The sequence below is a fragment of the Simplicispira sp. 125 genome (assembly GCF_003096555.1).
Lineage (GTDB): Bacteria > Pseudomonadota > Gammaproteobacteria > Burkholderiales > Burkholderiaceae_C > Simplicispira.
This window is the reverse complement of record NZ_QEKM01000001.1, coordinates 3268961-3294539: the sequence shown is the minus strand read 5'-3', so window position 1 is coordinate 3294539 and position 25579 is coordinate 3268961. Positions and strand designations below refer to the sequence as shown.

Here is a 25579-nt window from a genome sequence, read left to right as displayed (position 1 = left end):
TTACCCAGAAAGCGCTAGAGGCACTTTTTACTCATATTTCAGAAAGACCGGTCATGTCTCCCTCCTATGCCTTTGCCATCACCCTCGCGCAACCCCTGCCCGCCGCCGTGGAAACCTTGCGCGCAGCCCTCGCGGCCGAGCAGATGGGCATCGTCAGCGAGGTGGACATGCAGGCCACACTGAAAGCCAAGCTGGGCATCGACAGCGCGCCCCAGCGCCTGCTGGGCGTGTGCTCGCCCAAGGTGGCGCACGCGCTGGTCACGGCAGAGCCCGACATCGCCGCGCTGCTGCCCTGCGGCGCCAGCGCGCACGAGGCCACCCCCGGCCAGACGCGCGTGCTGCTGCAGGACCCTCGCGTCATCCTCGCCGCCAGCGCCAGCCAGAACCCCGCCGTGCGCGACGCGCTGGAAAGCGCACGCGCCGCCCTGCTGCGGGTCGTGGCCGCCCTGGGCGGCCAAGGCGCCTAGTCATGGCAAGCCAGCGCATCACCGTCCTGGGCAGCGGCTTTGGCGCGCTTTCGACCGTGCGCGAACTGCGCGCACGCGGCTCCAAGAACGAGATCACCCTGGTCTCACCGCGCAGCGAGCTGCACTACCTGCCCGGCACCATCTGGATTCCCAGCGGCCTGCGCACGCGCGAGCAGCTCATCGTGCCGCTGGCACCCTTCTTCGAGCGCATGGAGGTGCGCCACGTCAGCGCCGAGGTCACCAGCCTCGCGCAAGATGGCCGCAGCGTGCAGACCACGGCGGGCGAAGTGGCCAACGACGCGCTGGTGATTGCCACCGGTGGGCGCTTCATCAAAAAACTGCCGGGCATCGAGCACGCCATCACACCCTGCGAAGGCATAGCAGCGGCCGAGCAGATCCGCGACCGTTTGCAGGCCATGCAGAGCGGCACCATTGCCGTGGGCTTTGCGGGCAACCCCCATGAACCGACGGCAGTGCGCGGCGGGCCAATGTTCGAGTTTTTGTTCGGCATCGACGCGCAGTTGCGCCGCGAGGGGCGGCGCGACAAGTTCGAGCTGGTGTTCTTCAACCCCTCCAAGGAGCCCGGCGCCCGCCTGGGTGCCAAGGCCGTGGCGCACCTGTTGGCCGAGATGGCGCGCCGCAACATCGCCACGCACCTGGGCCACAAGATGGTGCGCTTGGAGGCCGACAAGGTGGTGACCGAAGGTGGCGAATTTGCCGCCGACCTGATCTTGTTCATGCCCGGCATGACCGGCAACGCCTGGTTCGACGAAACCGCCCTGCCGCGCTCGCCCGGTGGCCTGCTGCAGGCCGACGCCCAGTGCCGCGTGCCGGGGTTCGAGCACGTCTACGTGGTGGGCGACTCCGGCAGCTTCCCCGGCCCCGACTGGATGCCCAAGCAGGCCCACATGGCCGACCTGCAGGCCGCCGCCGCTGCACAGAACCTGATCGACGGCCTGGCCGGACGACCGCAAACCACGGGTTTCAAGGTCGAGCTGGCCTGCATCATCGACGCACTGGGGACCGGCACGCTGGTGTGGCGCACCGAGCAGCGCAACCTGCTGCTGCCCCCCCTGCGCCTGATGCACTGGGCCAAGCGGGGGTTTGAGCGGCGCTATCTGGCACGGTATCGGTGACTCCAGCGACCTGTGGCGTGCGCAATGATGAGGGCAGAAATTACCCCCGATTTGATCTCTGCCAGAGAGAGCCCCGCGCTTTGCGGGACAATACGGGGAATACCCGCATCGTGCGTCGTCTCTGGTTCCAGTCCACCGTGACGCGCTGCGCGCACCTGTTTCCAACATCCCTGCCAACACACCATGAGCGCTTTTCTTGAAGAACGCGTGCTGTCGGTTCATCACTGGACCGACCGCCTTTTCAGCTTCACCACCACCCGCGACCCGGCCTTGCGCTTCTCCAACGGGCACTTCACCATGATTGGCCTGAAGGTCAACGACAAGCCCCTGCTGCGCGCCTACAGCATCGTCAGCGCCAACTACGAGGAACACCTCGAATTCCTGAGCATCAAGGTGCCCGACGGCCCGCTGACCTCGCGCCTGCAGCACATCCAGGTGGGCGACACCATCATCGTCGGCAAGAAGCCCACGGGCACCCTGCTGATCGACTACCTGCTGCCGGCCAAACGCCTGTACCTGCTGTCCACGGGCACGGGGCTGGCGCCGTTCCTGAGCGTGATCCGCGATCCCGAGACCTACGAGAAGTTCGAGGAAGTGATCCTGGTGCACGGTGTGCGGCAGGTGAACGAGCTGGCCTACCACGACTACCTGACCCAGGAGCTTCCCGCCCACGAGATCCTGGGCGAGATGGTGAGCCAGCAGCTCAAGTACTACCCCACGGTGACGCGCGAACCCTTCAAGAACCAGGGCCGCATCAACGACCTGATCGAAAGCGGCAAGCTGTTCACCGACCTGGGCGTCCCCCCGCTGGATCCGCTGACCGACCGCGTGATGCTCTGCGGCAGCCCCGAGATGCTGGCCTCGCTCAAGACCCTGCTGGAAAAGCGCGACTTCGAAGAAGGCAATACCACCAAACCCGGCGACTTCGTGATTGAACGGGCCTTCGTGGAGAAATAAGCACCCCTGAGAAACGGCCCCTGTGCAAGCGGGCGTTTCTTCGGGCTGACGCCGCATGGCGTCAGCGGTTTTTTTGTCATCGTGGTGTTTTCGTTCCTTCCCCTCAGGAAGCACCCATGCCCAGATTCCGATTCGGTACAGGGGTTCTGTGCCCGCTGGCGTTGTCCTGCGCGCTACTCCAGATGCAGGCCTAATCGGCCCCGCTCCTGCTCAGGAGCGTCAGCATGCAGACATCGCCTAGCTTCCTGGCGGGGTTCTCGACAAGGCCAGGAACGCCCCGTTTCGGGCGCAAAATCAGCGGGGAGGTGACACACCACCGGTTCGCACAGGCAGGGCTTCCTCCAGCGCCTGCGCACAGCTGGCGGAAAACAGCAGGATGGCCGACGAAAAATAGATCCACATCAGCAGCACCACCAGCGAGCCGGCCGCGCCATAGGCCGACACGACTGCTGCCGTGGACAGGTACCAGGCCAGCAACTGTTTGCCCACCGTGAACAGCGTTGCACCAACCACCGCACCCAGCACCAGGTAACGCATCGCAGGCTTGCGCCCCACGCCAATGCGCATGAGGCCCACAAACAGGGTGACGGCAAAGCCGAAGGCCACGCTTTCGTTCACGAGGCGCAACAGCGGACCCAGTGGCGCCATGGCCAGGCGCGCACTCGCCCAGTCAGCAAACAGGTTGATCAGCGTGGACAGCGCCAGGGACACCATCAGCAGGAACCCGAGCGCCAGCACATAGGCCAGACCCCGCAAGCGCAGCGACGCCATGCGCCACCAGGCGGCCCTGGACTGCGCGGGCACGCTGCCTTGCTGCCACAGGCGTTCCAGTGCCGATTGCAGCTCCACAAACACCCCGGTCGCGCCGGACAAGAGCACCACAAAGCCCAGCGCCGAGGCCAACCGCCCCTCGGCCGGTGCCTGTGCGCTGGCCATGGCCTGGCGCACCACAGCGGCCACTTGCGGGCCCATCACCGACTGAACCTGCGCAATCAGACTGCTCTCCAGCATGTTGCGGTCCATCCACCACGCAAGCACGCCCACCAGCAAAAGCAACAGTGGCGCCAGGCTCAGCATGCCGTAGAAAGACATGGCGGCGCTCATGCGCAGGCCGTCAGCGTCCAGCCACATTTGCATGGCGCGCCACAAAGGCCGCCACCACCGGGAAAGACGTTGAGCAAGGGAAGGCATGTCCATGGCCCAAGCCTAAACCCTGAGTGCAACGCCGTCGACCGGCATGGGCCGACGATGGGGGTAGGAGCGATCCCACGGCGCGGCGATGTACCTGGAGCCGACCTTTACACTCAACACCCAGGACTCTGGCGCTTCGGATGCGGAATGCGCGGCTGCGCCAGAAGGGAAACAACAGGACATTTATGCAGATTCGCTGTGCACTGGTCGGCATGCCCGGCTCTGGAAAATCCACCGTGGGCCGACAACTGGCCCACCGGCTGGGGCTGCCCGTTGTAGACCTGGACCATCGTATCGAGCAGGTGCTGGGCACCAGCATCCGCGAGTATTTCGATGCAGAGGGCGAAGAGCGTTTTCGTGACCTGGAAGCACAGGTGCTGGCCGACGTGGCCGCGCAGCCCGGCGGCATGGTGTTGTCCACGGGCGGCGGCGCCGTGCTGCGCCCTGAAAACCGCGAAACCCTGCGCCAGTTTGGAACGGTGCTGTATCTGCGCGCCTCACCCGAGGATATCTACCGCCGGGTGCGCCACGACCGCACGCGCCCCTTGCTGCAAGTGGCCAACCCGCTGGAGCGCTTGCGTGAACTCTATGCCCAGCGCGACGGCCTGTACCGTGAAACCGCGCACTTTGTGATTGAAACCGGGCGGCCGACGGTTAGCACCCTGGTCAACATGGTGATGATGCAGCTGGAGATGGCCGCCAGCGCGCAGGGCAGCGGCGCGCACACGCCAGCGGATGTTTAGACGGCCACCGCACTGCGCTGGCGCAGCCACGCCAGCAGCTCCCCCACAGGCAGGGGGCGGGCATAGAGATAGCCTTGCGCACCATCGCAGCGCTCATCGGCCAAAAAGGCCCATTGCTCGGGCGTCTCCACCCCTTCGGCCATGGTGACCAGGCCCAGGCTGCGGCCCAGGGCCACCACGGCACGACAGATGGCAGCATCGTTCGGGTCCACCAGAATGTCGCGCACGAAAGACTGGTCGATCTTGATCTGGTCGAGCGGCAGGCGTTTGACGTAGTACAGCGACGAATAACCCGTACCGAAATCATCGAGCGCGAAGCTGACCCCCAGGTCCCTGAGCGCGCGCATGGTGGCAATAGTCTGCTCAATGTCGTGCACCAGCATGCTTTCCGTGATCTCCAGCTTGAGCCGCCCTGGCCCGATGGCATAGCTGTACAGCAGCGCCCGGACCTGCTGGACAAAATCGCCCTCGCGCAACTGGCGCGCACTGACGTTGACGGCGATGCCCAGGTGTGCGGTCAGCGGATCGGCCTGCCAGGCCTGCAATGTGCGGCAGGCCTGGGCCAGCACCCAGTGCCCGATGGGGAGAATCAACCCTGTTTCCTCGGCCAGCCCGATGAAGTCGAGGGGAGACACCAGGCCCCGCAGGGGGCTGTTCCAGCGCACCAGGGCTTCCACGCCGGTGCAGCGGCCCTGTGGGTCCACCTGCGGTTGGTAGTGCAGCACCAGTTCATTGCGCTCCACGGCGTGGCGCAGCTCGCTCTCCATGGCGGCGCGGGCATTGATCCGCTCCTGGATGGCTGGCTCAAAAAACCGCACGGCGTTGCGCCCCGCAGCCTTGGCCTGGTACATGGCCTGGTCAGCGCGCTGCAGCAGCTCGTCGGCGGGCACCGTCTGCCCAACAAACAGGGCAATACCCACGCTGGTCGTTCCCTGGTAGGCCGCACCGCCCAGATTGCAAGGCTGGGCCAGGCAGGTGACGATTTTTTCTGCCACTGCACCCGCCTGGGACACCGCGGTCTCCAGGTTCTCTCCCAACTGCTGGATGAGCAGCACGAATTCGTCGCCGCCCTGGCGTGCCACGGTGTCGCCCTCGCGCACGCAGGCGCGCAACCGTCCCGCCACCTCGACCAGCAGGCGGTCGCCCATCTCGTGGCCGCGTGTGTCGTTGAGGTTCTTGAAATGGTCCAGATCGAGGTAGAGCACGGCCCGGTGCTTGCCGCTGCGCGAACTGGCGGCCATGCCCTGCTGCAACCGGTCCAGCAGCAGGCGGCGGTTGGGCAATCCCGTCAGCGGGTCGAAGTAGGCCAACTGGTAGGCCTCTTCCTGGGCCTGCTTGCGGTCCGTGATGTCACGCCAGACGCAGTAGAGCACCGCATGGCCCTGCAGCTCGAGCCGCGCGAGCGTGACTTCGACCGAGAGGAAAGAGCCATTGGCGCGGCAGTGCTCCCACTCGAAACGGACCACGCCCTCTTGCAGAGCACGTTGCATCAGCTCTTGGGCCTTCTCAAACGAAAGTCTTCCATCGGGCTGGCGCTCCGGGGAGAGCCGCGAGGGGTGCTGCAGGATGTCTTCGCGCCGCGTGTAACCCAGCATGTGGATCGCTGCACAGTTGCAGTGGGTAAAAATGCCGTTCTCGATCAGCCAGCAGGGGTCAGGCGAATTATCAAAGAGTTCGCGGAACCATTTTTCACTGTGCTGGAGTGCCAGCGACCGCGCCTGGACTTGCTGTGTGAACGCACGCAAACGGCGCTCCTCCAGCAGATGCGCCAGCGCTGTGGCAAAGTACCCCAGCGCCTCTGCATGGGTCAGCCACAGGGCCGGATCAAGGGCGCGCAGACACAGGACGCCATGGTCTCTTCCATCGCCGCTCCTGGCCACCAGCGGCAAACACAGCCACCGGGCGTCCTGCGCGGCATCGGGTACAGGCAGATCGGTGGTGAAGCGGGCCTCCGCCACCCCCTGCAGGGCGGCCAGTTCGCGCGCCAGCCCGGCTGGAAAATCGCCATCTGGCAGCAAGGCCGCCCTGCACAGCAAGCGCAGGAGCTGCTGCGCGTCGAGGGGCGTGTCGTTGGTGGCTGTCATGCGCGAAGGGAAGAGTTCGCACGAGTCTGGCGCCCCGGGGGAACCCCGTCAATACGGAGACACCAGATTGAGAAGGGCGCACAAAACCCAGCGATCCGCCGGATTTTTGTGCGCTGCGCCTACAGGATGGGTGCCAGCAGGCGCCGCAGCTCAGCCTCATCCATGCCGCGGCGCTGCGCCATGTCTTTCAGCTGGTCTTCGCCAATCTTGCCCACGCTGAAGTACGTGCTGTCCGGGTGGCCAATATAAAACCCGCTGACGCTGGCGGCTGGGGCCATGGCCATGCTGTCGGTCAGCTCCATGCCCACCTCACCGCACTGCAGCACGCGGAACAGCTCACGCTTGGCGCTGTGGTCCGGGCAGGCGGGGTAGCCGGGCGCGGGGCGGATGCCCTGGTACTTTTCGGCGATCAGCGCGTCGTTCGACAGCTTCTCATCGTGCGCATAGCCCCACAGGTCGGTGCGCACGCGCTGGTGCAGGCACTCGGCAAAGGCTTCGGCCAGGCGGTCGGCCAGGCTTTTGAACATGATGGCGGAATAGTCATCCAGATCGTCCAGAAAGAATTTTTCTTTCTTCTCGACGCCCAGGCCTGCCGTCACTGCAAACAGACCGGCGTAGTCGGCAATGCCGCTGTCCTTGGGGGCCACAAAATCGGCCAGGCAGCGGCTGGGGCGCATCACACCCTCTACCGCATGTTTTTCGGTCTGCTGGCGCAGGCCGTACCAGGTGGTCAGTACTTCGCTGCGGGTCTCGTCGGTATAGAACTCGATATCGTCGCCCACACTGTTGGCGGGGTACAGCGCCATAACGCCACTGGCCTGCAGCCAGCGCCCGTCAATCATTTTTTTCAGCATCGCCTGGCCGTCGGCGAACACGCGCGTCGCCTCCTCACCCACGACCTCGTCCTTCAAGATCGCGGGATAGGGGCCGGCCAGGTCCCAGGTCTGGAAGAACGGGCCCCAGTCCATATAGGGCACCAGCTCGTTCAAATCAAAGTTCTTGAACACACGACGCCCCAGCGCACGCGGCGGTCTGCTGGTGAAGGCCGACCAGTCGATCGCTGTGCGGTTGGCACGCGCCTGCGCCAGCGTCCATAGGGGCGTCTGTTTCTTGTTGGCGTGCTGCTGACGCACCTTGTCATAGTCCGCGCTCACTTCTTTCAGAAACGCTTCTGCCCCATCGCCCAGCAGGCTTTGCGCCACACCCACGCTGCGCGACGCATCGGGCACGTACACCACGGGGCCGTCGTAGTGCGGCGCGATCTTCACGGCGGTGTGCACGCGACTGCAGGTGGCACCACCGATGAGCAACGGTATTTTCTTCACGCGGAAGTGGTCGTCCTTGTGCATCTCGGCGGCGACGTACTGCATCTCTTCGAGGCTGGGCGTGATCAGGCCCGACAGGCCCACGATGTCGGCGCCCTCGGCCTTGGCGCGCGCCAGAATTTCGTGGCAAGGCACCATCACGCCCATGTTGATGACCTCGAAGTTGTTGCACTGCAAGACCACGGTGACGATGTTCTTGCCGATGTCGTGCACGTCGCCCTTGACGGTGGCAATCACGATCTTGCCCTTGGTGCGCACGTCGCGCCCGGCGAGTTCGTCCTGGCGTTTTTCTTCTTCGATGTAGGGGATGAGGTGCGCCACGGCGAGCTTCATCACGCGCGCGCTTTTCACCACCTGGGGCAGGAACATCTTGCCCTGGCCAAACAGGTCGCCGACGATGCTCATGCCGTCCATCAGCGGGCCTTCAATGACGTGCAGCGGGCGTCCGCCCTGGGCCAGGATGCCCTGGTACGCCTCTTCGGTGTCCTCGACGATGAAGTCGGTAAAGCCGTGCACCAGCGCATGGCTCAGGCGCTCGCCCACGGTCTTGGGCGATTCGGGTGTACCGCGCCATTCGAGTTTTTTGCTCTCGTCCTTGGCACCGCTCTTGGCGGTTTCGGCCACTTCGAGCAGCCTTTCCGCCGCGTCAGGACGGCGGTTGAGGATGACGTCTTCCACACGCTCGCGCAGCACCGGGTCGAGGTCGTCGTACACGCCCACCATGCCGGCATTGACGATGCCCATGTCCATGCCGGCCTGGATGGCGTGGTACAGGAACACGGTGTGGATCGCCTCACGCACCGGGTCGTTGCCGCGGAAGCTGAACGATACGTTCGACACACCGCCAGACACCTTGGCGCCGGGCAGGTGGGCCTTGATCCAGCGTGTCGCTTCGATGAACTCAACCGCGTAGTTGGAATGCTCCTCGATGCCGGTGGCCACGGCAAAGATGTTGGGGTCGAAGATGATGTCTTCGGGCGGAAAGCCCACCTCGTCCACCAGGATGCGGTAGGCACGTTCGCAGATCTGGATCTTGCGCGCGAAGGTGTCTGCCTGCCCTTGTTCGTCAAACGCCATCACCACGGCAGCGGCGCCGTAGCGGCGCACTAATTTTGCATGGTGCTTGAAGGCCTCCACGCCCTCCTTCATGCTGATCGAGTTGACGATGGGCTTGCCCTGGATGCAGCGCAGCCCGGCTTCGATCACCTCCCACTTGGAGCTGTCGACCATGATGGGCAGGCGCGCAATGTCGGGCTCGGACGCAATCAGGTTCAAAAAGCGCACCATGGCGGCCTTGCTGTCGAGCATGGCCTCGTCCATGTTGATGTCGATGATCTGCGCGCCGTTTTCGACCTGCTGGCGTGCCACGGCCAGCGCGTCCTCGAACTGGCCGTTCAAAATCATACGGGCAAAGGCCTTGGAGCCGGTGACGTTGGTGCGCTCGCCGACGTTGACGAACAACGTGCCAGCACCAATGGAGACGGGCTCCAGGCCCGACAGCCGCATGGGAGGGACGGAAATTTCAGACATGGGAACTCACCTGTATTTCTGATAGCCCGGAACAGGTGAGCGTCGTTGCGGGGGCCTGGCATTCCAAGCCTGACAGTCCGCGCGGGACTGCTGCAACGCTCCTTGGAATGGATCGATTTTAGGGCGGCGCAAATGCCCAGGAGTACACAAGCTTATGCCGCGGAGGCGGGCAAGCCAAAAACCTGGTCAAAACTCCAATTAAAGACAAAGGTGTAGCACAGGAAAAACACCACCAGCCCCAGGTCCATCACCAGCGCCTGCCACAGGCTGATGTCGAACCACCAGGCAAACAGCGGCACCAGCGTAAACACCAGTCCGCCCTCGAAGCCCACCGCATGCGCCAAGCGGCGGCGCAGGCTGCGGCCGCGCACCACCTGGCGGGCTTCCCAGCGCTCAAAAAGGGCATTGAAGACCAGGTTCCAGGCCACGGCGATGGCCGACGAGGCCACAGCCATCACCCCGGCATGTCCCACACCCTGGCTGGAAAACTGCGCGAGCCCGAAAGTGGCGACGGCAATGGCGATCAATTCGTAAATACTGACGTAGACCACGCGGCGGCGCACGCCGTGCAGGCCGGGGATGAGAGGCGGAGATGGCATCGCATCGAATTTATCGGCTCTAGGCTGATAATTAAAGTCAGCTTATTTCAGTTTTATTGATAGATGGCCTTTTCCTCTGACAGCGTGCAATTGTTTCTGGCGGTGCTGGACCACGGCTCCTTCTCCGCCGCCGCGCGGGCACTGGGCCGGGTGCCCTCGGCCGTGAGCATGGCCATGGGCCACCTGGAAGCGGAGTTGGACATGGCGTTGTTTGACCGCCACGGACGCGAACCGCGCCCCACCGCAGCGGCTCGCGCCCTCGAGCCCCAGGCCCGCTTGCTGGCGGGGCAGCTGTTGCAGCTCAATGCGCAGGCCCTGGCGCTCACCCAGGGGCTGGAGGAACGTCTGACGCTGGCCATTGCCCCCGAGCTGCTGGCTGCCCGCTGGACGGGGCCGCTGGCGGCCCTGGCCCACGAATACCCGCTGCTGCAGGTGGAGGTGCTGACCGCACCGCAAGGCGATGCGCTGGCGCTATTGCATTCGGGCCGCGCGCAGCTGGCGCTGGTGTTCGAGCGGCCCAGCATCGATGGGCGCGAAGGTTTTCAGGAGGTGGGCACCGAAACCCTGGTGGCTGTCATGGCCCCCGATCACCCGGTACTGGTGAATGCCCGCGCAGCCGCCACTGCCCGGGGCGAGGCCCTCGCCCGCGCCTTGCTGCGCGAGGAACATCTGACCACCACACGCCAGATCGTCGTGGCCAGCCGCGACCTGGCGCAGACCGACCCGCGCTTTGTGTTTGCCCGCCACCACTGGCGCACCGACAACCACCTGGCCGCACTGGGCCTGATCGAGGCCGGGCTGGGCTGGGGCTGGCAGCCGCGCGCACTGGTACAACCGCGCATCGAGGCCGGGCGGCTGGTAGAGATGCCGTTTGAGAACCTGAGCAATGGCACCGCGCTGTGGGTGGATGTGGTGTGGTCCAAAGAGCGGCCGCTGGGCCTGGGCGCCGCGCGGTTTGTGGCGCTGATGCGCAGCGACAAAGACAAGGGGCGCGTTGCCACGCTGGCAGGAACATAAGTAAGAATGGGATCTAGCGCTTTATTCATGGGCGCCAACAGCTATCATTTTTGATAAATTACGGCATTTTTGCAGTCGGCGGCTATGCGCGGCCAGTCCGTCCGGTGCACGGCAGGATGGGAGCGCTCCCCGGGGCATCCTTCCACAGTTCCACGCTGTGGAATTGGCGTGGCGCCGTGGGGCAGGGACTGGAAAATTTGGCGGCGACATGCAACACCCCGTTTTGCCGATCCTGGTGAGCGTATCGGAGTGGGCCGCGCCGGACTGTGGTGGCACCGACAAACCCCATGGGCAAGTTATGCGTCAAACGCATGGTTCTGTAACACACCGGCCTTAGACAGCGCCGTGCGCGAAGCATAAGCTTTGCGGCTTGACCTGATCCCACAAGGAAATTCACCATGTCGCCATCCGCCGGCACCCCTGCCGCTCCATCGCACCCAGTGCCTTCGTACCTGCATGCCGACGATCTCGGCCCGTGGGGCAACTACCTCAAGCAGGTAGACCGCGTTTCGCCGTATCTGGGCAACCTCTCGCGCTGGGTCGAGACGCTCAAGCGCCCCAAGCGCATCCTGATCGTGGACGTGCCGATCGAGATGGACAACGGCACCATCGCCCACTTTGAAGGCTACCGGGTGCAGCACAACCTCTCGCGCGGGCCGGGCAAGGGCGGCGTGCGTTTTCACCAGGACGTGACGCTGTCCGAAGTGATGGCGCTGTCGGCCTGGATGTCGGTCAAAACGGCGGCCGTCAACGTGCCCTACGGCGGCGCCAAGGGCGGTATCCGCGTGAACCCCAAAACCCTCTCGCGGGGCGAGCTCGAGCGCATGACACGCCGCTACACCAGCGAGATTGGTCTCATCATCGGCCCGACCAAGGACATCCCTGCTCCAGACGTGAACACCAACGAACAAATCATGGCCTGGATGATGGACACCTACTCCATGAACACCGGCGAGGCTGCCACCGGCGTGGTGACCGGCAAGCCGATCGACCTGGGCGGCTCGCTCGGCCGGCGCGAAGCCACGGGCCGCGGCGTGTTCACCGTGGGGCTGGAAGCAGCGCACCACACCGGCCTGAAAATCGAAGGCGCCCGCATTGCGGTACAGGGTTTTGGCAACGTGGGCGGTACGGCGGCCAGGCTGTTCTGTGATGTCGGAGCCAAATTGGTGGCGGTGCAGGACCACACCGGCACCATCGTCCATGAGGGCGGCATGGACGCTGGCGCGCTGCAAGAGCATGTGAAGAACACCGGCGGCGTCGCGGGCTTCCCCGGCACGGAAGTGATCGCCAACGAAGATTTCTGGGGGGTGCCCTGCGAGATCCTGATTCCGGCCGCGCTGGAGAGCCAGATCACGGCCGAGAACGCCCCGAAGATCCACGCCAAACTGGTCATCGAAGGTGCCAACGGCCCCACCACCCCCGAGGCCGACGACATCCTGCACGACAGCGGCGTGCTGGTGCTGCCCGACGTGATTGCCAACGCCGGCGGCGTAACGGTGAGCTACTTCGAGTGGGTGCAGGATTTCTCCAGCTTCTTCTGGACCGAGGACGAGATCAACGCCCGCCTGGTGCGCATCATGAAGGAGGCCTTTGCCGGCGTCTGGCAGACAGCGCAACAGCACAAGGTCAGCCTGCGCACAGCCACCTTCATCATCGCCTGCACACGCATGCTCCACGCCCGCGAGATGCGCGGCCTGTACCCATAAAGGATAAAGGCAAAGGCAAAGCCCAAGCAGCACCATCGATTGAGGAGCCCGGCCTACCCGGCCAGACCTCCAGCGAGAGAGGCCCCAGGCGCACCATCAGCGCCTGGGGCTCTTTTTACGTCATCCCGACGTTCCCCGGTCCGGCATCCACCGCCCCCACGGGCGCGACCACCGCCATCGCCCGGCAGAACGGTTGCGCGCAGGCTGCACGCCCCACATAAGGGCAGCCGGGGTCCTTGCACAGGCCTGCCTCCCGTTCGCGGGCCAGGTCCTCGTCGCGCGGCAACTGTCCACTGGCCTGCAGCTGGGCCAATTGCAGCCACGGGTCCAGGCGGGCCAGCATCATGTCGCGGCCATACACGGCGGCGGCCAGCGGCGGCTGAAAGTCCAGCACCAGCAAGGCACTGGTGCGCGAAGCGCTCGATTCCAGCCCCTGCAGCACCAGCGCCAGCACGCCCGACTGCAAGCCCTGCGCCGTGCCGGTGTACGGCACTTGCAAGGCCCCTGGCGGCGCAAGCGCCGCCGCCAAGGCTGCGGGCGGCTGCCCAGCCTGCGCTGCCAGCCAAGGCACGGGCACCCGCAAGGTCACGGCCAGACCCAGCGGCCCCTCGGGCGTTTGCACGGCGCCCTGGCGCACCAGCCAGGTTTGCAATGCAGGCTGCGTGGCATCGGCCTCCCCGCTCTCGAGTGCATGCGCCAGCGCCAGCGGCCAGGGCTGCGCCGCCACCACGCGCTGGGGCGTGGCCTGTGCCGTGAGCTGCTGCACCAAGGCCGCGACCATCTGCCGCAGCGGTACAGCCAGCCCCGTGGCGGGCCAGGCCCCGACCTCCGGCGCCGCCAGCGACGCGCCCGACAGCGCCGCCGCCGCGCCGCCCCTGGGCATGGGGGCTGCTGAACCGGCAAGAGGACTCGCTGCACGGGCATTGCCAAGCCCCTGGGCGGCATGGCGCGGATCAAAACCTGCACCCAGGGGCGCACGTGCTTGCGCAGAAATATGGGCCTGGTCGGCAGACTCTGGCAGCGGCGCGGGCGCTGGCGCTGCCACGGCTGCAGGCAAAGGAGGCGGGGGCAGGCCCGCTGGCGCAGCGGTTCCCGGCAGGGGCGCGGGGACGCCCGTCCCCTGCGGCCCCAGCAAGGCCGACTGGCGCTGCAAAGCAGCCTCAGCCAGCACCTGCGCCACAGGAAGTTGCGGGCCACGGGGGGAAACCATGTTCACAGTCATGCCAACGCCCAATGGGGGTGGCGTGCGGACATTCGCGCGCCTGCGCAGGATTCTGCGGCGTTTCCACCTGGCTGGCCAGGGCGGCGCCAGGCCTTATCAAAAACAATAGCTACCAACGCTTATTAGATAAGCGCTAGAGCCACTTTTACCTCAAACCGTCTCGCGGTAAAACACACCGCGCGCACGCGGTGCCGCGCCGGCCACGCTGGCGGCAATCGCGTCAATGTGGCCGGGCGTGGTGCCGCAGCAACCGCCGACGATGTTGACCAGCCCCTCGGCGGCAAACTCGTGCACCAGGCGGCTGGTGACTTCGGGCGTTTCGTCGAAGCCGGTGTCGCTCATCGGGTTGGGCAGGCCGGCGTTGGGGTAGCAGCTGATGAAAGTGTCGGGCGCCACCTTGGCCAGCTCCTGGATATAGGGGCGCATCAGCGCCGCGCCCAGCGCGCAGTTCAGGCCCACGGCCAGCGGGCGGGCGTGGCGCACGCTGTGCCAGAAAGCCGTCACCGTCTGGCCCGAAAGGATGCGGCCCGAGGCGTCGGTGACGGTGCCGCTGATGATGAGGGGCAGGCGCTCGCCGGTTTTTTCGAACACCTCGTCGATGGCGAACAGCGCCGCCTTGGCGTTGAGCGTGTCGAAGATGGTCTCGACCAGAATCACGTCGGCACCGCCTTCAATCAAGGCTTCGGTCTGTTCGTAATAGGCTTGGCGCAACTGCTCGAAGGTGATGTTGCGCGCGCCCGGGTCGTTCACATCAGGGCTGATGCTGGCGGTCTTGGGCGTCGGGCCCAGCGCCCCGGCCACATAGCGCGGGTGATCCGGCGTGCTGAATTTGTCGCAAGCCGCACGCGCCAGCTGCGCCGAGCGCAGGTTCATCTCGCGCGCCAGGTCGGCCATCTTGTAGTCCTCTTGCGCAATCGTCGTCGCGCCGAAGGTGTTGGTCTCGATCAGGTCGGCACCAGCGGCCAGGTAGCGCTCGTGGATGTCGCGGATCACATCGGGCCGTGTCAGGCTGAGCAGCTCGTTGTTGCCTTTCACATCGCGCGCAAAATCCTTGAAACGGTCGCCCACGCTGCCCGGGCCGCTGTAGCCTTCGCCCCGGTACTGCGCTTCGCCCAGCTTGAAGCGCTGGATCATGGTGCCCATGGCGCCGTCGAGGATGGCGATGCGCTTCTCAAGAAGGGCGGGGAGCTGCTGGGCGCGGGTGTAGGGTAAATCGTGCATGGGGCGATTGTAGGAAAGACGCCCTGCACGCGCGCTCGGCAGGGTTGTCGCCCCGATTTACGCCTTCGCGCCGTCCGCAAACGCCAACACCGCCTCCAGCAGGCGCCGCAGATGCGGCTGCACCTGCGCGGCGCGTTCGGGCAGGTAGGCAAACGGCAGCGCTTCCTGCATGTAGCTGCACTGCGTCATCTCCAGCTGCACGGCGTGGATGTTGCGTGCCGGGTCCCCATAGTGGCGCGTGATGTGGCCGCCCTTGAAACGGCCGTTGAGCACCGCGGTGTAGCCGGGCGCGCTTTGCGCGATGCGCAGCAGCTCCTGCGCCAGGGCCGGGTCGCAACTGGCGCCGTCCGCCGTGCCCAGGTTCAGGTCGGGCAGCTTGCCTTCGAAGAAGCGCGGCAGCACCGAGCGGATGGAGTGCGCGTCCCACAGCACGGCCACGCCGTGCGCCGTGCGGATGCGGTCGAGCTCGGTGCGCAGCTGGGCGTGGTAGGGCACCCAAATGGCGTCGCGGCGCGCGGCAACCTCATCGGCACCGGGCACGTCGCCACGCGGGTAGATGGGCGTCTCGTCAAAGCCGTCGATCGGGCACAGGCCGGTGACGTTCTGGCCGGGGTACAGGCTGGCGCCATCGGGCGGACGGTTCAGGTCGATCACATAGCGCGAATGGGTGGCGGCGAGGATGGACGCGCCCATGTCCTTGGCAAAAGCGTACAGGCGTTCCAGGTGCCAATCGGTGTCGGGCACTTCGCGCGCCTCGGGGCCGAAGCGCTCGGCCAGCAGGGGCGGCACATATACGCCGCCGTGCGGGATGGAAATGAGCAGGGGCGCGGTGCCCTGGTGGAACACAAAGGGCGCGGGGGCGCTTGGGCTGGCGGTCTGACGCATGGCGGGCTCCAGGTTCGGTCAATCTGCGGCAATGGTGGCCTGGCGCGCGGCCACAAAGGCGTGCGCGGCTTCGCCATGCAAGGCGTGGCGGCCACCCACCACGCGGGGCACGCCGCCCACCCACAGGCTGTGCAGCGCACTCGTGCGCTGACTGGCAAACACATGGGCGGCGAGCATGTGCTCGGCGTCCAGCCCTGCCAGCGCCACATGCTGCGCATCCAGCGCCAGCATATCGGCTTGCTGGCCCACGACCAACCCGGCCACGTTGCGGCCTGCGGCCTGCGCGCCACCCCGCACCGCCTGCTGTGTCATGGCGGTGGCCACCTGGGCATGCGCGTTGCTGGCAAGCACGTTGCGCTGGCGCAGGCTCAGGCGCTGGCCGTATTCGAGCAGCATGAGTTCTTCGGCCGCGTTGACGCAGGCATGGCTGTCCGAGCCCACACCCCAGGCGCCGCCGTGCACCAGCCACTGCGGCATGTCGAAAATGCCGTCCCCCAGATTGGCCTCTGTACTGGGGCAAATGCCCGCCACAGCGCCGGTGCGCGCGGCAGCGGCGTATTCCCCCTGCGTCATGTGGGTGGCGTGCACCAGGCACCAGCGCGCGTCCACGGGCGCATGGTCGAGCAGCCACTGCACGGGGCGCAGGCCGCTCCAGGCGATGCAGTCCTCCACTTCCTGTGTCTGCTCGGCGATGTGGAGGTGGATGGGGGCCTGCGGGCTCAAAGCGGTGATGCCAGCAACGGCTTCGCGCAGGCTGTCCGGCGGCACGGCGCGCAGCGAATGCGGGGCCAGGCCCAAAACAGCCGCTTGCGCTTGTGCAGCGGGCGCCAGGCGCTGCAATAACGAGAGCATGTTGTCGGTGCTGCGGATGAAGCGCGCCTGGTCCTTGCGGGCTGGCTGGCCGCCAAAGCCACTGGTCTGGTACAGCACGGGCAGCAGCGTCATGCCGATACCCGCCGTGCGCGCGGCGCGCAGTAGGGCGTGGGCGAGCGCGGCATCGTCGGCATAGGGCTGGCCGTCCGGGGCGTGGTGCAAATAGTGAAACTCGCACACCGAGGTGTAACCAGCCTCCAGCATCTCCACGTAGAGCCAGGTGGCAATGGCCTCCAGGCTCTCGGGGGTGATGTGGGCCGCAAAGCGGTACATGAGGTTGCGCCAGCTCCAGAAGCTGTCCTGGCTCTCGGCCCGGTATTCGGTAAGGCCTGCAAACGCACGCTGGAAGGCGTGCGAATGCAGATTGGGCATGCCGGGCAGCAGCGGGCCGGGTGTACGCGGTGCGCTGCCGGGGGCGCTGCCCGGGGCCACGGCCAGCAAGCGCCCCGAGGCATCCCATTGCAGCAGCACATCACGCGCCCAGCCACCGGGCAGCAGGGCGTGTTCGGCAAACAGGGTTCCGGCGACGCCGGTGTGGGGGGCGGTCATGCGGCGGCCCCCAAGATGGCGGTGAGCGCCTGCACCAAGCGCTCCAGGTCCTGCGCCGTCCCCACCGAAATGCGCAGGAAGGTCTCGAACCCCGGGTCCTTCCAGGGCTTGGTGATGATGCCGTGCGCGAGCAAGGCCTCGGCGACCGGGCCATTGGGGCGGCCCAGGTCGATGAACAAAAAGTTGGTGGCCGAGGGTGCAATGCGAATCCCCTGCAGGCCGGGCGCCGCACGCAGGCGCGCCGCCAGTTGCTCGCGCAGCCGCACCGTCTCGGCCACGGCGTGCTGCATGTGCGCCTCGTCGCCCCAGGCGGCCAGCGCGGCGGTCTGCGCGGCGTAGTTGACATTGAACGGCGTGCGCACGCGGTCCAGCAGCTGCACCAGCGCGGCGTCCGACGCCAGGCCGTAGCCCACGCGCAGGCCCGCCAGGCCCCAGGCTTTGGAGAAGGTGCGCAGCACGATCCAGGGCATGCTGCGCGCACGCAGCAGGGCCAGCACATCGGGATAACCGGGAGCGAGCCTTGCGTATTCGACATAGGCCTCGTCCACCACCAGCAAGGTGTGGTCGGGCGTGGCATCGAGCAGGCGGGTGAATGCATCGGCATCGAACATGCAGCCCACGGGGTTGGACGGGTTGGCCAGCATGGCCATGTGGGGGCCGCGCGCGAGGGCCGCGCACCAGGCGTCGGTATCAAAGCCCAGCGCGGGCGTCAGCTCCAGCAGCTCGACCTGGCCCCCCATCATGCGCGGGTAAATTTCGTGCAGGCCAAAGGCCGGGCGCTGGGTGAGCACGCGGGCGCCCGGCGACAGAAAGGCCTGGCAGAGCATCTGCAGGATGTCCTCGGAGCCATTGCCGACCACGATGCAGTCGGCAGCGACGCCGGTGCGCTCGCCAATGGCGGCGCGCAGCGCTGTGCATTGGGCATCGGGGTAGTTGCCAAGCTGGGCGGCCAGATCGACCAGCGCCCGCGCCACCGCGGGACTGGGGCCATAAGGGTTCTCGTTGCTGGCCAGGCGGGCAATCTCGGTCACGCCGTAGCGCGCACGCACGGCCGCAGACGACAGCCCGGCGTTGTAGGCCGGCAGGGGGAGCACCTCGGGACGGGCGAGGGCATGGATGGAGGGAGCGGTCATGGAGTGAATCCTTGGTGGGTCGATGGCACGCAAGCCGGTGCGCCCTGCACGACGCGCCCTTGCCGCACGATGGTGCATGCCGGCTTGTGGCCAAACCAGTACGCCAGTTCGGCCGCTTGCGCAAAGGGCCACAGCACGAAGTTGGCCGGGCGGTGGGACGCGAGCAGGCCGTGCGTGTCCTGCAGGCCCAGCGCGCGGGCGGCGTGCTGCGTGATGCCCGCCAGCGCCTCGGGCACCGTCAGGCGAAACAGCGTGCAGGCCATGTTGGCCATGAGCAGCAGGCTGAGCACGGGCGAGGTACCGGGGTTGTGGTCGGTGGAGACGGCCATGGGCACGCCCGCTGCGCGCAGGGCGGCAATGGGCGGCACTTGCGTATCGCGCAGCGTGTAGTAGGCGCCGGGCAGCAGCACGGCCACGGTGCCCGAGGCTTTCATGGCGTCGATACCGGCCTGCGACAAATGCTCGATGTGGTCGCACGACAGCGCGCCATAGCGGGCTGCGAGCTGCGAGCCGCCCATGTCCGAGATCTGCTCGGCGTGGAGCTTGACCGGGATACCCAGTTGCTGTGCGGCGCGAAAGACCTGCTCCGTCTCGGCCAGCGTGAAGGCGATGCGCTCGCAGAACACATCGACCGCATCGACCAGGCCCTCGGCGACCAGCGCGGGCAGCATCTCGTTGCAGACGAGGTCGATGTAGTCCTGGCTGCGCCCGGCGAACTCGGGCGGCAGCGCGTGCGCGCCCAGGAAGGTGGTGCGCACCGTCACGCCCAGCGCCTCGCCCAGGCGCCGTGCCACACGCAGCTGCTTGCGCTCGTGCACCAGCGCCAGGCCGTAGCCGGACTTGATTTCGATGGCGCACACGCCTTCATCGAGCAACGCCTGCAGCCGAGGTTTGGCGAGTTCAAACAGTTCGTCTTCACTCGCGGCCCGCGTAGCGTTCACGCTGGAGATAATGCCGCCCCCAGCCTTGGCGACCTCTTCGTAGCTGGCACCGGCCAGGCGCATGGCAAATTCATTCGCACGCTGGCCGCCATAGACCAGATGGGTATGGCACTCGACCAGGCCAGGCGTGGCGAGCTCGCCGCCGCCATCGAACTGCGGCAACGCGGCATAGGCTGCGGGCACGGCGCCCTGGGGGCCGACCCAGCGCAGCATGCCGCCCTCCACCACCACGGCGGCCCATGCGCCTGCCGCCAACGGCACGTCGGGCACGGCAAGTTCCGGCACCAGGCGCAGGTGGCGCCACACGCCCGTGGCGCAAGCAGTTGAAGACATCATGTGCACCCCAAAAAAACTATGATCTTGATAGCTGATAGCGCTTTATGGGTAAGCGCTAGAGGCCATTTTTACTAAAATTTTTACTGTATTGGAAAGCACTTCACGCAGGCTCCAGCAACACATGCAGGAGCACGCTGTCCCCAGCGTTCGCTTCGGGCGCCGCGTTCCAACCGCAGTCCTCGTCGGCCCACCACCGACCGGCATCCGGCGCCAGCACCACAGCCTGCCCGCCCGCTGCAGCCAAGGGCGCCAGGGTCCAGCGACCCTGCACTGCCCACAGCAGCCCGGCGGGCCGCGCGGGCAGCAGCGCGGAGCTTCGCAGCACGCGCACCGCACCGCGCCAGCGGCCCCGGCGCGTCATCAGGTTGAAGTCGCTTGACGCGCCGCCCAGCAGGTCGCAGTCCATGCCGCCATCGCCTGCAAAGGCAAAGGGTTGCAGCGCTAGTTCCAGGCGGTGGTCGATACCGGTTTCTGGCTGGCGCAGATGCACGCCATCGCCCGTGAGCAGGGTGATGACCCGGTCCACCCCCGCAAAGCGCGAAAACGGGCCGCTGCGCGCAATCGTCGCCACGCTCACGCGCCAGTCGAAATGGTCCATGTCCGCGCCCGGCGGCCAGCAGGCGAGTTCGCGCGTGGCGCCGCCGCCGTTCTTCCAGGGGGAGGCTGGCACCTGGCCCAGGTCGAAATGCTGCTGCGCCATGCGGATCACGCCACCAGCAGCGGAAACAAAGGGTGGTCCATGGGCGCGCCTGCGGGCAGGGTATCGGCCAGGCCGGGAAAATCGGGCGAGGTGGTCCAGCGGCGCGGCGCGTGGCGCGTGTCGTCGCCCAGGAAGCGCACCGAGAACACGCGGCGGCGTCCCGGCCCCTCGAACCCACCCGCCCCATGCAGTGTGAGCATGTGAAAACACACCACATCGCCGGGCGTGATGTCCCAGCCCAGGATGCGATGCGCGCTGCGGTCGGCTTCGATGTCGGGCAGGTCCTGCAGGCTGCCTTCGGGGAACCATTGGGCCTGGTTGTCCATGAAGGTGCGCGGCATGAGCCACGGCCCGAGGTGCGAACCGGCCACAAACTCCAGCGTCGCCGGGCGCGGCACCGGGTCCACCGGGATCCACATGCTGATGTTCTGCCTGCCATCGATGTTGTAGTAGGGCTGGTCCTGGTGCCAGGGCGTGCGCTGGCGGGTGCCGGGCTCCTTGACCAGCACATGGTCGTGGTACAGGCGCACCGTGGGCGACTGCATCAGGCGCTGCGCGGCGGGGGCCAGCGGCGTCTCGCGCACCAGGCGCTCAAACTGGGGAATGCTCTGCCAGTTGCAGAAGTCCTCGAAAAAGCGGCCCGGGTCGTCCGGGCGACTGGCCACCTTGGCGCGTGGGCTGGGCGCAGCCAGGTTGGCGTCGATGCCTTCCTTCAGCATGGCCACTTCGCCGGGCGTGAGCAGTTGGCGAATGCAGACCGCGCCGTCGCGCTGGAAGTCGGCGACGTCCTGGTCGCTCAGGCGCTCGTTCAGGCGCTGCTGCAAGTCTGGTGCATTCATGGTGCCGTCCTTGTGCCGTTTACTTGACCATGGGGAGCTTGAGGCCCTGCTTCTTCGCCGTTTCCACCGCCAGTTCGTAGCCTGCGTCCGCATGGCGCATCACGCCGCTGCCGCAGTCATTCACTAGCACACGCGCCAGGCGCTCGGTCGCCGCATCGGTGCCGTCGGCGACGATGACCATGCCCGCATGCTGCGAGTAGCCCATGCCCACGCCGCCGCCGTGGTGCAGGCTGACCCAGGTGGCGCCGCCCGCGGTGTTGAGCAGCGCGTTGAGCAGCGGCCAGTCGCTGACTGCATCGGTGCCGTCCTTCATGGCTTCCGTTTCGCGGTTGGGGCTGGCGACCGAGCCGGTATCGAGGTGGTCCCGGCCTATCACGATGGGGGCCTTGAGCTCACCGCTTTTCACCATCTCGTTGAAGGCCAGGCCGGCCTTGTCGCGCTCGCCCAGTCCCAGCCAGCAGATGCGTGCGGGCAAGCCCTGGAAGGCGATGCGCTCGCGCGCCATGTCGAGCCAGCGGTGCAGCGGCTTGTCGTTGGGGAACAGCTCCTTGAGCTTGGCGTCAGTCTTGTAGATGTCTTCCGGGTCGCCCGAGAGCGCCACCCAGCGAAACGGCCCTTTGCCTTCGCAGAACAGCGGACGGATGTAGGCGGGCACGAAACCGGGGAAATCAAAGGCGTTTTTCACGCCCTGGTCGAACGCCACCTGGCGGATGTTGTTGCCGTAGTCCACCGTGGGAATGCCCATGGCCTGGAAGTCCAGCATGGCCTGCACATGCACGGCACAGGATTGGGAGGCCGCTTTGGTCAGCGCGGCGTGCTGCGCGGGGTCGCGCTGCGCGGCTTTCCACTGCGCCACGCTCCAACCGCTGGGCAGGTAGCCATTGATGAGGTCGTGCGCCGAGGTCTGGTCGGTCACCAGGTCGGGGCGCATGCCGCCCGCCTGGGCGCGGCGCACCAGTTCAGGAACGATGTCGGCGGCATTGCCCAGCAGGGCGATGGAGACAGCCTCTTTGGCCGCCGTGTGTTGCGCGATGAGCTCCAGCGCGTGGTCGATGTCTCGGGCCTGCTTGTCCACATAGCGGGTGCGCAGGCGAAAGTCGATGCTCGACTGCTGGCACTCGATGTTGAGCGAGCAGGCGCCCGCCAGCGTGGCGGCCAGCGGCTGCGCGCCGCCCATGCCGCCCAGGCCGGCGGTGAGAATCCACTTTCCCGACAGGTCGTTGTTGTAGTGCTGGCGGCCTGCTTCAACAAAGGTTTCGAACGTGCCCTGCACGATGCCCTGGCTGCCGATGTAGATCCAGCTGCCCGCCGTCATCTGGCCGTACATGAACAGGCCCTTGCGGTCGAGTTCGTTGAAGTGCTCCCAGTTGGCCCATTTGGGGACCAGGTTGGAGTTGGCGATCAGCACGCGCGGTGCGTTCTCGTGCGTCTTGAACACGCCGACCGGCTTGCCCGACTGCACCAGCAGGGTTTCATCGCTGTTCAGGTCTTTGAGCGAGGCCAGGATCTGGTCGAAGCATTCCCAGTTGCGCGCGGCGCGGCCAATGCCGCCATAGACGACCAGGTTTTTCGGGTCTTCCGCCACCTCGGCGTCCAGGTTGTTCTGGATCATGCGGTAGGCCGCTTCGGTCAGCCAGTTTTTGCAGGTGAGCTGGCTGCCGCGCGGCGCGCGGATCACGCGGCTGGCATCAAAGCGGGGATCGGTGGACGTTGCGGAAAGGATGGCATCGTTGGCGTTCATGGGGAGGCTCCTGAAAATGCGTGGACTGGAATAAAGCGGGCTCAGGCGTGGCTGGGCAGGCAATGCAAAAGCGGCGCAGGCCACGTGGACTGCTGCGCCCATTCGCGCATGGACTCGATGTCGGGTGCGAGGAAACGGTCCTGCTCCAGATAGGCCACACGCTGGCGGATGGCGGCGAACTGGGCTTCGATGAGGGGGGACGACGGAAGGCTACGGTCAAACTCCATGCCCTGCGCTGCGGCCATGGCTTCGATGCCGACCATCACCGCCGTATTGCGCACCATGTCGGCCAGGCGGCGCGCGCCGTAGGTGGCCATGGACACATGGTCTTCCTGGTTGGCGGACGTGGGCAGACTGGTCACGCTGCTGGGATTGGCCAGGCACTGGTTCTCGGCGGCCAGGGCAGCGGCGGTGACCTGCGCAATCATGAAACCCGAGTTCACGCCGCTGTCGCTGATGAGGAAGGCCGGCAGGCCCGAGAGGCCGGGGTCGAGCAGCAAGGACAGGCGCCGCTCCGAGATGGCGCCGATTTCAGACACGGCCAGCGCAATGATGTCGGCCACAAAGGCGACCGGCTCGGCGTGGAAGTTGCCGCCCGAAATGACGTCGCCATTGTCAAATACCAACGGGTTGTCTGACGCCGCATTGGCCTCGATGGCGAGCACGCGCGCCGCATGCTGCAGGTTGTCCAGGCACGCGCCCATCACCTGCGGCACGCAGCGGATCGAATACGGGTCTTGCACGCGGCCGCAGTGCGGGTGCGAGGGATCGATGGCGCTGCCCTCGAGCAGCGCGCGCACGGCAGCGGCGACCGCAATCTGCCCCACCTGGCCGCGCGCTTCGTGGATGCGGGCGTCAAACGGCTTGACCGAGCCCTTGATGGCTTCAAGCGACAGGCAACCGGCCACCAGGGCCGCGGCAAACACGTCCTCTGCGCCAAACAGGCCCGCGAGCGCCAGCGAGGTGGACACCTGCGTGCCATTGAGCAGCGCCAGCCCTTCCTTGGGGCCGAGGACGAAGGGCACCAGGCCCACGGCCGCCATGGCTTCCTTGCCGGAGACGATCTTTTCATTGACCTTGGCCTGGCCCTCGCCAATCAGCACACACGCCATGTGTGCCAACGGCGCCAGGTCGCCCGAGGCACCCACCGACCCTTTGGCAGGAATCACGGGCAGCACATTGGCGTTGGCCAGCGCCAGCAGGGCCTCGGCGATTTCGGGGCGGATGCCCGAGTGCCCGCGCGCCAGGCTGATGGCCTTGGTCGCCAGAATGAGGCGCACCACGGCATCGGGCAGTGCATCGCCCGTGCCCACGCTGTGCGAGAGCACCAGGTTGCGCTGCAGCTCGGCCAGGCGCTCGTGGGCAATCTTCGTGCTGGCCAGCTTGCCAAAACCGGTGTTGATGCCATAGACCACCTGGTCTTCATCGACGATACGCTGCACCGTGGCTTGCGAGGCCTGCATGCCTGCACGCGCCGCGGGGTCGAGGCGCAGTGCCACAGGTGCGGCATGGATGCGGCGAAGATCGGCCAGCGTGACGTGGCCAGGACGCAGGGTCAATGGGGACTGGGTGGTGGTAGGCATGGAATGATCCTGTATAGACAAGTAACCGTGAGCGCAATACAAAGCGGGTGGTGAGAAGGCGTCAGCCCTGGACCGGATTGCCGTCGGCCCGGAACCGGCTGCCCAGCCGGTAACGCGAGGCCGGATGCAGACAGCGCACCACCGTGATGGGAACGCCGCGCGACCAGGTGCGCCGCGTGAGCAGCAGGCAGGGTTCGCCCACGTTCATCTCCAGCAGGGCGGCCTGCTCGGGCGTGGGCATGACCGCATCGACCACATGCTCAATCTGGTCGAAGGGAACGTTGCGCACCAGGTATTCGGAGGGCTGCTGCTGCGAAAAGTCTTGCTGGGTGAATTGCGGCACCTGGCTGGGATTGACGTGGCGGTCTTCGAGCTGCACCGGCAGGCCGTCCTCGCGGTGAATGCACAGCGAATGGAAAACCGACTCGCCCGTGCGCAGATCGAGCGCAGCGGCCACCTCCAGGTTGGCGGAGATGCGCTCCACCGAAAGCAGGTCGCAGCGGTAGTCGTGGCCGCGCTGGCGAATCTCGCTCGCCAGGTTGGCGATCTGCAGCAGCGTGGACTGGGGCTTGTCTTCGGCCACAAAGCTGCCCACCCCGGCCACGCGCACGATGCGGCCCTGCTCGACCAGTTCACGCAGCGCGCGGTTCACGGTCATACGAGAGACGCCGAACTGGGTGACCAGGTCGTTCTCGGACGGCAACCGGTCTCCGGCGCGCCAGAGACCTTCCTGGATCCGCCGGGCAATGTAGTCCTTGACCTGCTGGTACAAAGCCATCGCCTGCGCGGACGCGGGTGCAA

General features: G+C 66.4%; 21 protein-coding genes and 1 riboswitch. Of the genes, 6 read left to right on the top strand and 15 right to left on the bottom strand.

The window, feature by feature from the left end; genetic code table 11:
* The first annotated feature begins 53 nt into the window (after positions 1 to 53).
* From C8D04_RS15375 to C8D04_RS15365, 3 genes are all read left to right on the top strand, one after another.
* A complete protein-coding gene (locus tag C8D04_RS15375) occupies positions 54 to 467 on the top strand; it encodes a DUF302 domain-containing protein (protein ID WP_116005641.1) in 414 nt (137 codons plus the stop codon).
* 2 nt (positions 468 to 469) lie between these two features.
* The gene (locus tag C8D04_RS15370; RefSeq protein WP_116005640.1) at positions 470 to 1603 is read left to right on the top strand and encodes an FAD/NAD(P)-binding oxidoreductase; all 1134 of its coding nucleotides are present in this window, start codon (positions 470 to 472) and stop codon (positions 1601 to 1603) included.
* Positions 1604 to 1786: 183 nt separating this feature from the next.
* A complete protein-coding gene (locus C8D04_RS15365) occupies positions 1787 to 2560 on the top strand; it encodes a ferredoxin--NADP reductase (protein ID WP_116005639.1) in 774 nt (257 codons plus the stop codon).
* A 294-nt stretch (positions 2561 to 2854) separates the two neighbouring features.
* On the opposite strand, the gene C8D04_RS15360 is transcribed toward C8D04_RS15365, so the two are convergent.
* A complete protein-coding gene (locus C8D04_RS15360; RefSeq protein WP_116005638.1) occupies positions 2855 to 3757 on the bottom strand; it encodes a YihY/virulence factor BrkB family protein in 903 nt (300 codons plus the stop codon).
* A gap of 179 nt (positions 3758 to 3936) precedes the next feature.
* On the opposite strand from C8D04_RS15360, the gene C8D04_RS15355 reads away from it, so the two are divergent.
* The gene (locus C8D04_RS15355) at positions 3937 to 4494 is read left to right on the top strand and encodes a shikimate kinase (RefSeq protein WP_116006223.1); all 558 of its coding nucleotides are present in this window, start codon (positions 3937 to 3939) and stop codon (positions 4492 to 4494) included.
* Here the strand turns inward: C8D04_RS15355 and C8D04_RS19150 are convergent.
* From C8D04_RS19150 to C8D04_RS15340, 3 genes are all read right to left on the bottom strand, one after another.
* Positions 4491 to 6578 carry an EAL domain-containing protein gene (locus C8D04_RS19150; protein WP_116005637.1) on the bottom strand — a complete coding sequence of 696 codons (2088 nt, stop codon included), beginning with the start codon at positions 6576 to 6578 and terminating at the stop codon, positions 4491 to 4493. The genes C8D04_RS15355 and C8D04_RS19150 overlap by 4 nt on opposite strands.
* 119 nt (positions 6579 to 6697) lie before the next feature.
* A complete protein-coding gene (metH, locus tag C8D04_RS15345) occupies positions 6698 to 9433 on the bottom strand; it encodes a methionine synthase (RefSeq protein ID WP_116005636.1) in 2736 nt (911 codons plus the stop codon).
* 30 nt (positions 9434 to 9463) lie between these two features.
* Positions 9464 to 9543, bottom strand: a riboswitch (S-adenosyl-L-homocysteine riboswitch).
* A 42-nt stretch (positions 9544 to 9585) separates the two neighbouring features.
* Entirely contained in the window at positions 9586 to 10032 is a 447-nt protein-coding gene (locus C8D04_RS15340) for a PACE efflux transporter (protein WP_233521194.1), read from the bottom strand.
* A 63-nt stretch (positions 10033 to 10095) separates the two neighbouring features.
* On the opposite strand from C8D04_RS15340, the gene C8D04_RS15335 reads away from it, so the two are divergent.
* Together C8D04_RS15335 and C8D04_RS15330 are read left to right on the top strand one after the other, a co-directional pair.
* Positions 10096 to 11049, top strand: a complete 954-nt coding sequence (locus C8D04_RS15335) for a LysR family transcriptional regulator (RefSeq protein WP_116005635.1) — start codon at positions 10096 to 10098, stop codon at positions 11047 to 11049.
* Between the two features lie 398 nt (positions 11050 to 11447).
* Positions 11448 to 12755, top strand: a complete 1308-nt coding sequence (locus tag C8D04_RS15330; protein ID WP_116005634.1) for a Glu/Leu/Phe/Val dehydrogenase — start codon at positions 11448 to 11450, stop codon at positions 12753 to 12755.
* Between the two features lie 115 nt (positions 12756 to 12870).
* Here the strand turns inward: C8D04_RS15330 and C8D04_RS15325 are convergent, their stop codons facing one another.
* The 11 genes from C8D04_RS15325 to hutC form a co-directional block, all read right to left on the bottom strand.
* Positions 12871 to 13965 carry a hypothetical protein gene (locus tag C8D04_RS15325; RefSeq protein ID WP_233521193.1) on the bottom strand — a complete coding sequence of 365 codons (1095 nt, stop codon included), beginning with the start codon at positions 13963 to 13965 and terminating at the stop codon, positions 12871 to 12873.
* Positions 13966 to 14127: 162 nt separating this feature from the next.
* Positions 14128 to 15198: a homocysteine S-methyltransferase family protein gene (locus C8D04_RS15320; protein ID WP_116005632.1), complete on the bottom strand. Its 1071-nt coding sequence runs from the start codon at positions 15196 to 15198 to the stop codon at positions 14128 to 14130.
* Positions 15199 to 15255: 57 nt separating this feature from the next.
* Entirely contained in the window at positions 15256 to 16083 is an 828-nt protein-coding gene (gene hutG / locus C8D04_RS15315) for an N-formylglutamate deformylase (protein ID WP_116005631.1), read from the bottom strand.
* An 18-nt stretch (positions 16084 to 16101) separates the two neighbouring features.
* A complete protein-coding gene (locus C8D04_RS15310; RefSeq protein ID WP_116005630.1) occupies positions 16102 to 17505 on the bottom strand; it encodes a formimidoylglutamate deiminase in 1404 nt (467 codons plus the stop codon).
* Complete coding sequence (locus C8D04_RS15305) at positions 17502 to 18638, bottom strand: histidinol-phosphate transaminase (RefSeq protein ID WP_116005629.1); 1137 nt, start codon at positions 18636 to 18638, stop codon at positions 17502 to 17504. Before C8D04_RS15305 ends, C8D04_RS15310 begins: the two co-directional genes overlap by 4 nt.
* Entirely contained in the window at positions 18635 to 19912 is a 1278-nt protein-coding gene (gene hutI, locus C8D04_RS15300; protein ID WP_116006221.1) for an imidazolonepropionase, read from the bottom strand. Before hutI ends, C8D04_RS15305 begins: the two co-directional genes overlap by 4 nt.
* 103 nt (positions 19913 to 20015) lie before the next feature.
* Entirely contained in the window at positions 20016 to 20615 is a 600-nt protein-coding gene (locus C8D04_RS15295; protein WP_116006220.1) for a HutD family protein, read from the bottom strand.
* Between the two features lie 5 nt (positions 20616 to 20620).
* Positions 20621 to 21454 (bottom strand): phytanoyl-CoA dioxygenase family protein, encoded by an 834-nt coding sequence (locus C8D04_RS15290; RefSeq protein WP_116005628.1) that lies wholly within the window; start codon positions 21452 to 21454, stop codon positions 20621 to 20623.
* A gap of 19 nt (positions 21455 to 21473) precedes the next feature.
* On the bottom strand, positions 21474 to 23195 hold the full coding sequence (hutU, locus tag C8D04_RS15285; RefSeq protein WP_116005627.1) for a urocanate hydratase: 1722 nt from the start codon (positions 23193 to 23195) through the stop codon (positions 21474 to 21476).
* A gap of 41 nt (positions 23196 to 23236) precedes the next feature.
* Positions 23237 to 24778, bottom strand: coding sequence for a histidine ammonia-lyase (gene hutH, locus C8D04_RS15280; protein ID WP_116005626.1), 1542 nt, complete (start codon positions 24776 to 24778; stop codon positions 23237 to 23239).
* Positions 24779 to 24839: 61 nt separating this feature from the next.
* Positions 24840 to 25556, bottom strand: a complete 717-nt coding sequence (gene hutC, locus C8D04_RS15275; protein ID WP_233521266.1) for a histidine utilization repressor — start codon at positions 25554 to 25556, stop codon at positions 24840 to 24842.
* Between the last annotated feature and the right edge of the window lie 23 nt (positions 25557 to 25579).

Coding starts and splice junctions, on each gene's coding strand:
- C8D04_RS15375 (WP_116005641.1), top strand. CDS start 54: ATGTCTCCCTCCTATGCCTTTGCCATCACCCTCGCGCAACCCCTGCCC.
- C8D04_RS15370 (WP_116005640.1), top strand. CDS start 470: ATGGCAAGCCAGCGCATCACCGTCCTGGGCAGCGGCTTTGGCGCGCTT.
- C8D04_RS15365 (WP_116005639.1), top strand. CDS start 1,787: ATGAGCGCTTTTCTTGAAGAACGCGTGCTGTCGGTTCATCACTGGACC.
- C8D04_RS15360 (WP_116005638.1), bottom strand. CDS start 3,757: ATGGACATGCCTTCCCTTGCTCAACGTCTTTCCCGGTGGTGGCGGCCT.
- C8D04_RS15355 (WP_116006223.1), top strand. CDS start 3,937: ATGCAGATTCGCTGTGCACTGGTCGGCATGCCCGGCTCTGGAAAATCC.
- C8D04_RS19150 (WP_116005637.1), bottom strand. CDS start 6,578: ATGACAGCCACCAACGACACGCCCCTCGACGCGCAGCAGCTCCTGCGC.
- metH (WP_116005636.1), bottom strand. CDS start 9,433: ATGTCTGAAATTTCCGTCCCTCCCATGCGGCTGTCGGGCCTGGAGCCC.
- C8D04_RS15340 (WP_233521194.1), bottom strand. CDS start 10,032: ATGCCATCTCCGCCTCTCATCCCCGGCCTGCACGGCGTGCGCCGCCGC.
- C8D04_RS15335 (WP_116005635.1), top strand. CDS start 10,096: ATGGCCTTTTCCTCTGACAGCGTGCAATTGTTTCTGGCGGTGCTGGAC.
- C8D04_RS15330 (WP_116005634.1), top strand. CDS start 11,448: ATGTCGCCATCCGCCGGCACCCCTGCCGCTCCATCGCACCCAGTGCCT.
- C8D04_RS15325 (WP_233521193.1), bottom strand. CDS start 13,965: ATGGTTTCCCCCCGTGGCCCGCAACTTCCTGTGGCGCAGGTGCTGGCT.
- C8D04_RS15320 (WP_116005632.1), bottom strand. CDS start 15,198: ATGCACGATTTACCCTACACCCGCGCCCAGCAGCTCCCCGCCCTTCTT.
- hutG (WP_116005631.1), bottom strand. CDS start 16,083: ATGCGTCAGACCGCCAGCCCAAGCGCCCCCGCGCCCTTTGTGTTCCAC.
- C8D04_RS15310 (WP_116005630.1), bottom strand. CDS start 17,505: ATGACCGCCCCCCACACCGGCGTCGCCGGAACCCTGTTTGCCGAACAC.
- C8D04_RS15305 (WP_116005629.1), bottom strand. CDS start 18,638: ATGACCGCTCCCTCCATCCATGCCCTCGCCCGTCCCGAGGTGCTCCCC.
- hutI (WP_116006221.1), bottom strand. CDS start 19,912: ATGTCTTCAACTGCTTGCGCCACGGGCGTGTGGCGCCACCTGCGCCTG.
- C8D04_RS15295 (WP_116006220.1), bottom strand. CDS start 20,615: ATGGCGCAGCAGCATTTCGACCTGGGCCAGGTGCCAGCCTCCCCCTGG.
- C8D04_RS15290 (WP_116005628.1), bottom strand. CDS start 21,454: ATGAATGCACCAGACTTGCAGCAGCGCCTGAACGAGCGCCTGAGCGAC.
- hutU (WP_116005627.1), bottom strand. CDS start 23,195: ATGAACGCCAACGATGCCATCCTTTCCGCAACGTCCACCGATCCCCGC.
- hutH (WP_116005626.1), bottom strand. CDS start 24,778: ATGCCTACCACCACCCAGTCCCCATTGACCCTGCGTCCTGGCCACGTC.
- hutC (WP_233521266.1), bottom strand. CDS start 25,556: ATGGCTTTGTACCAGCAGGTCAAGGACTACATTGCCCGGCGGATCCAG.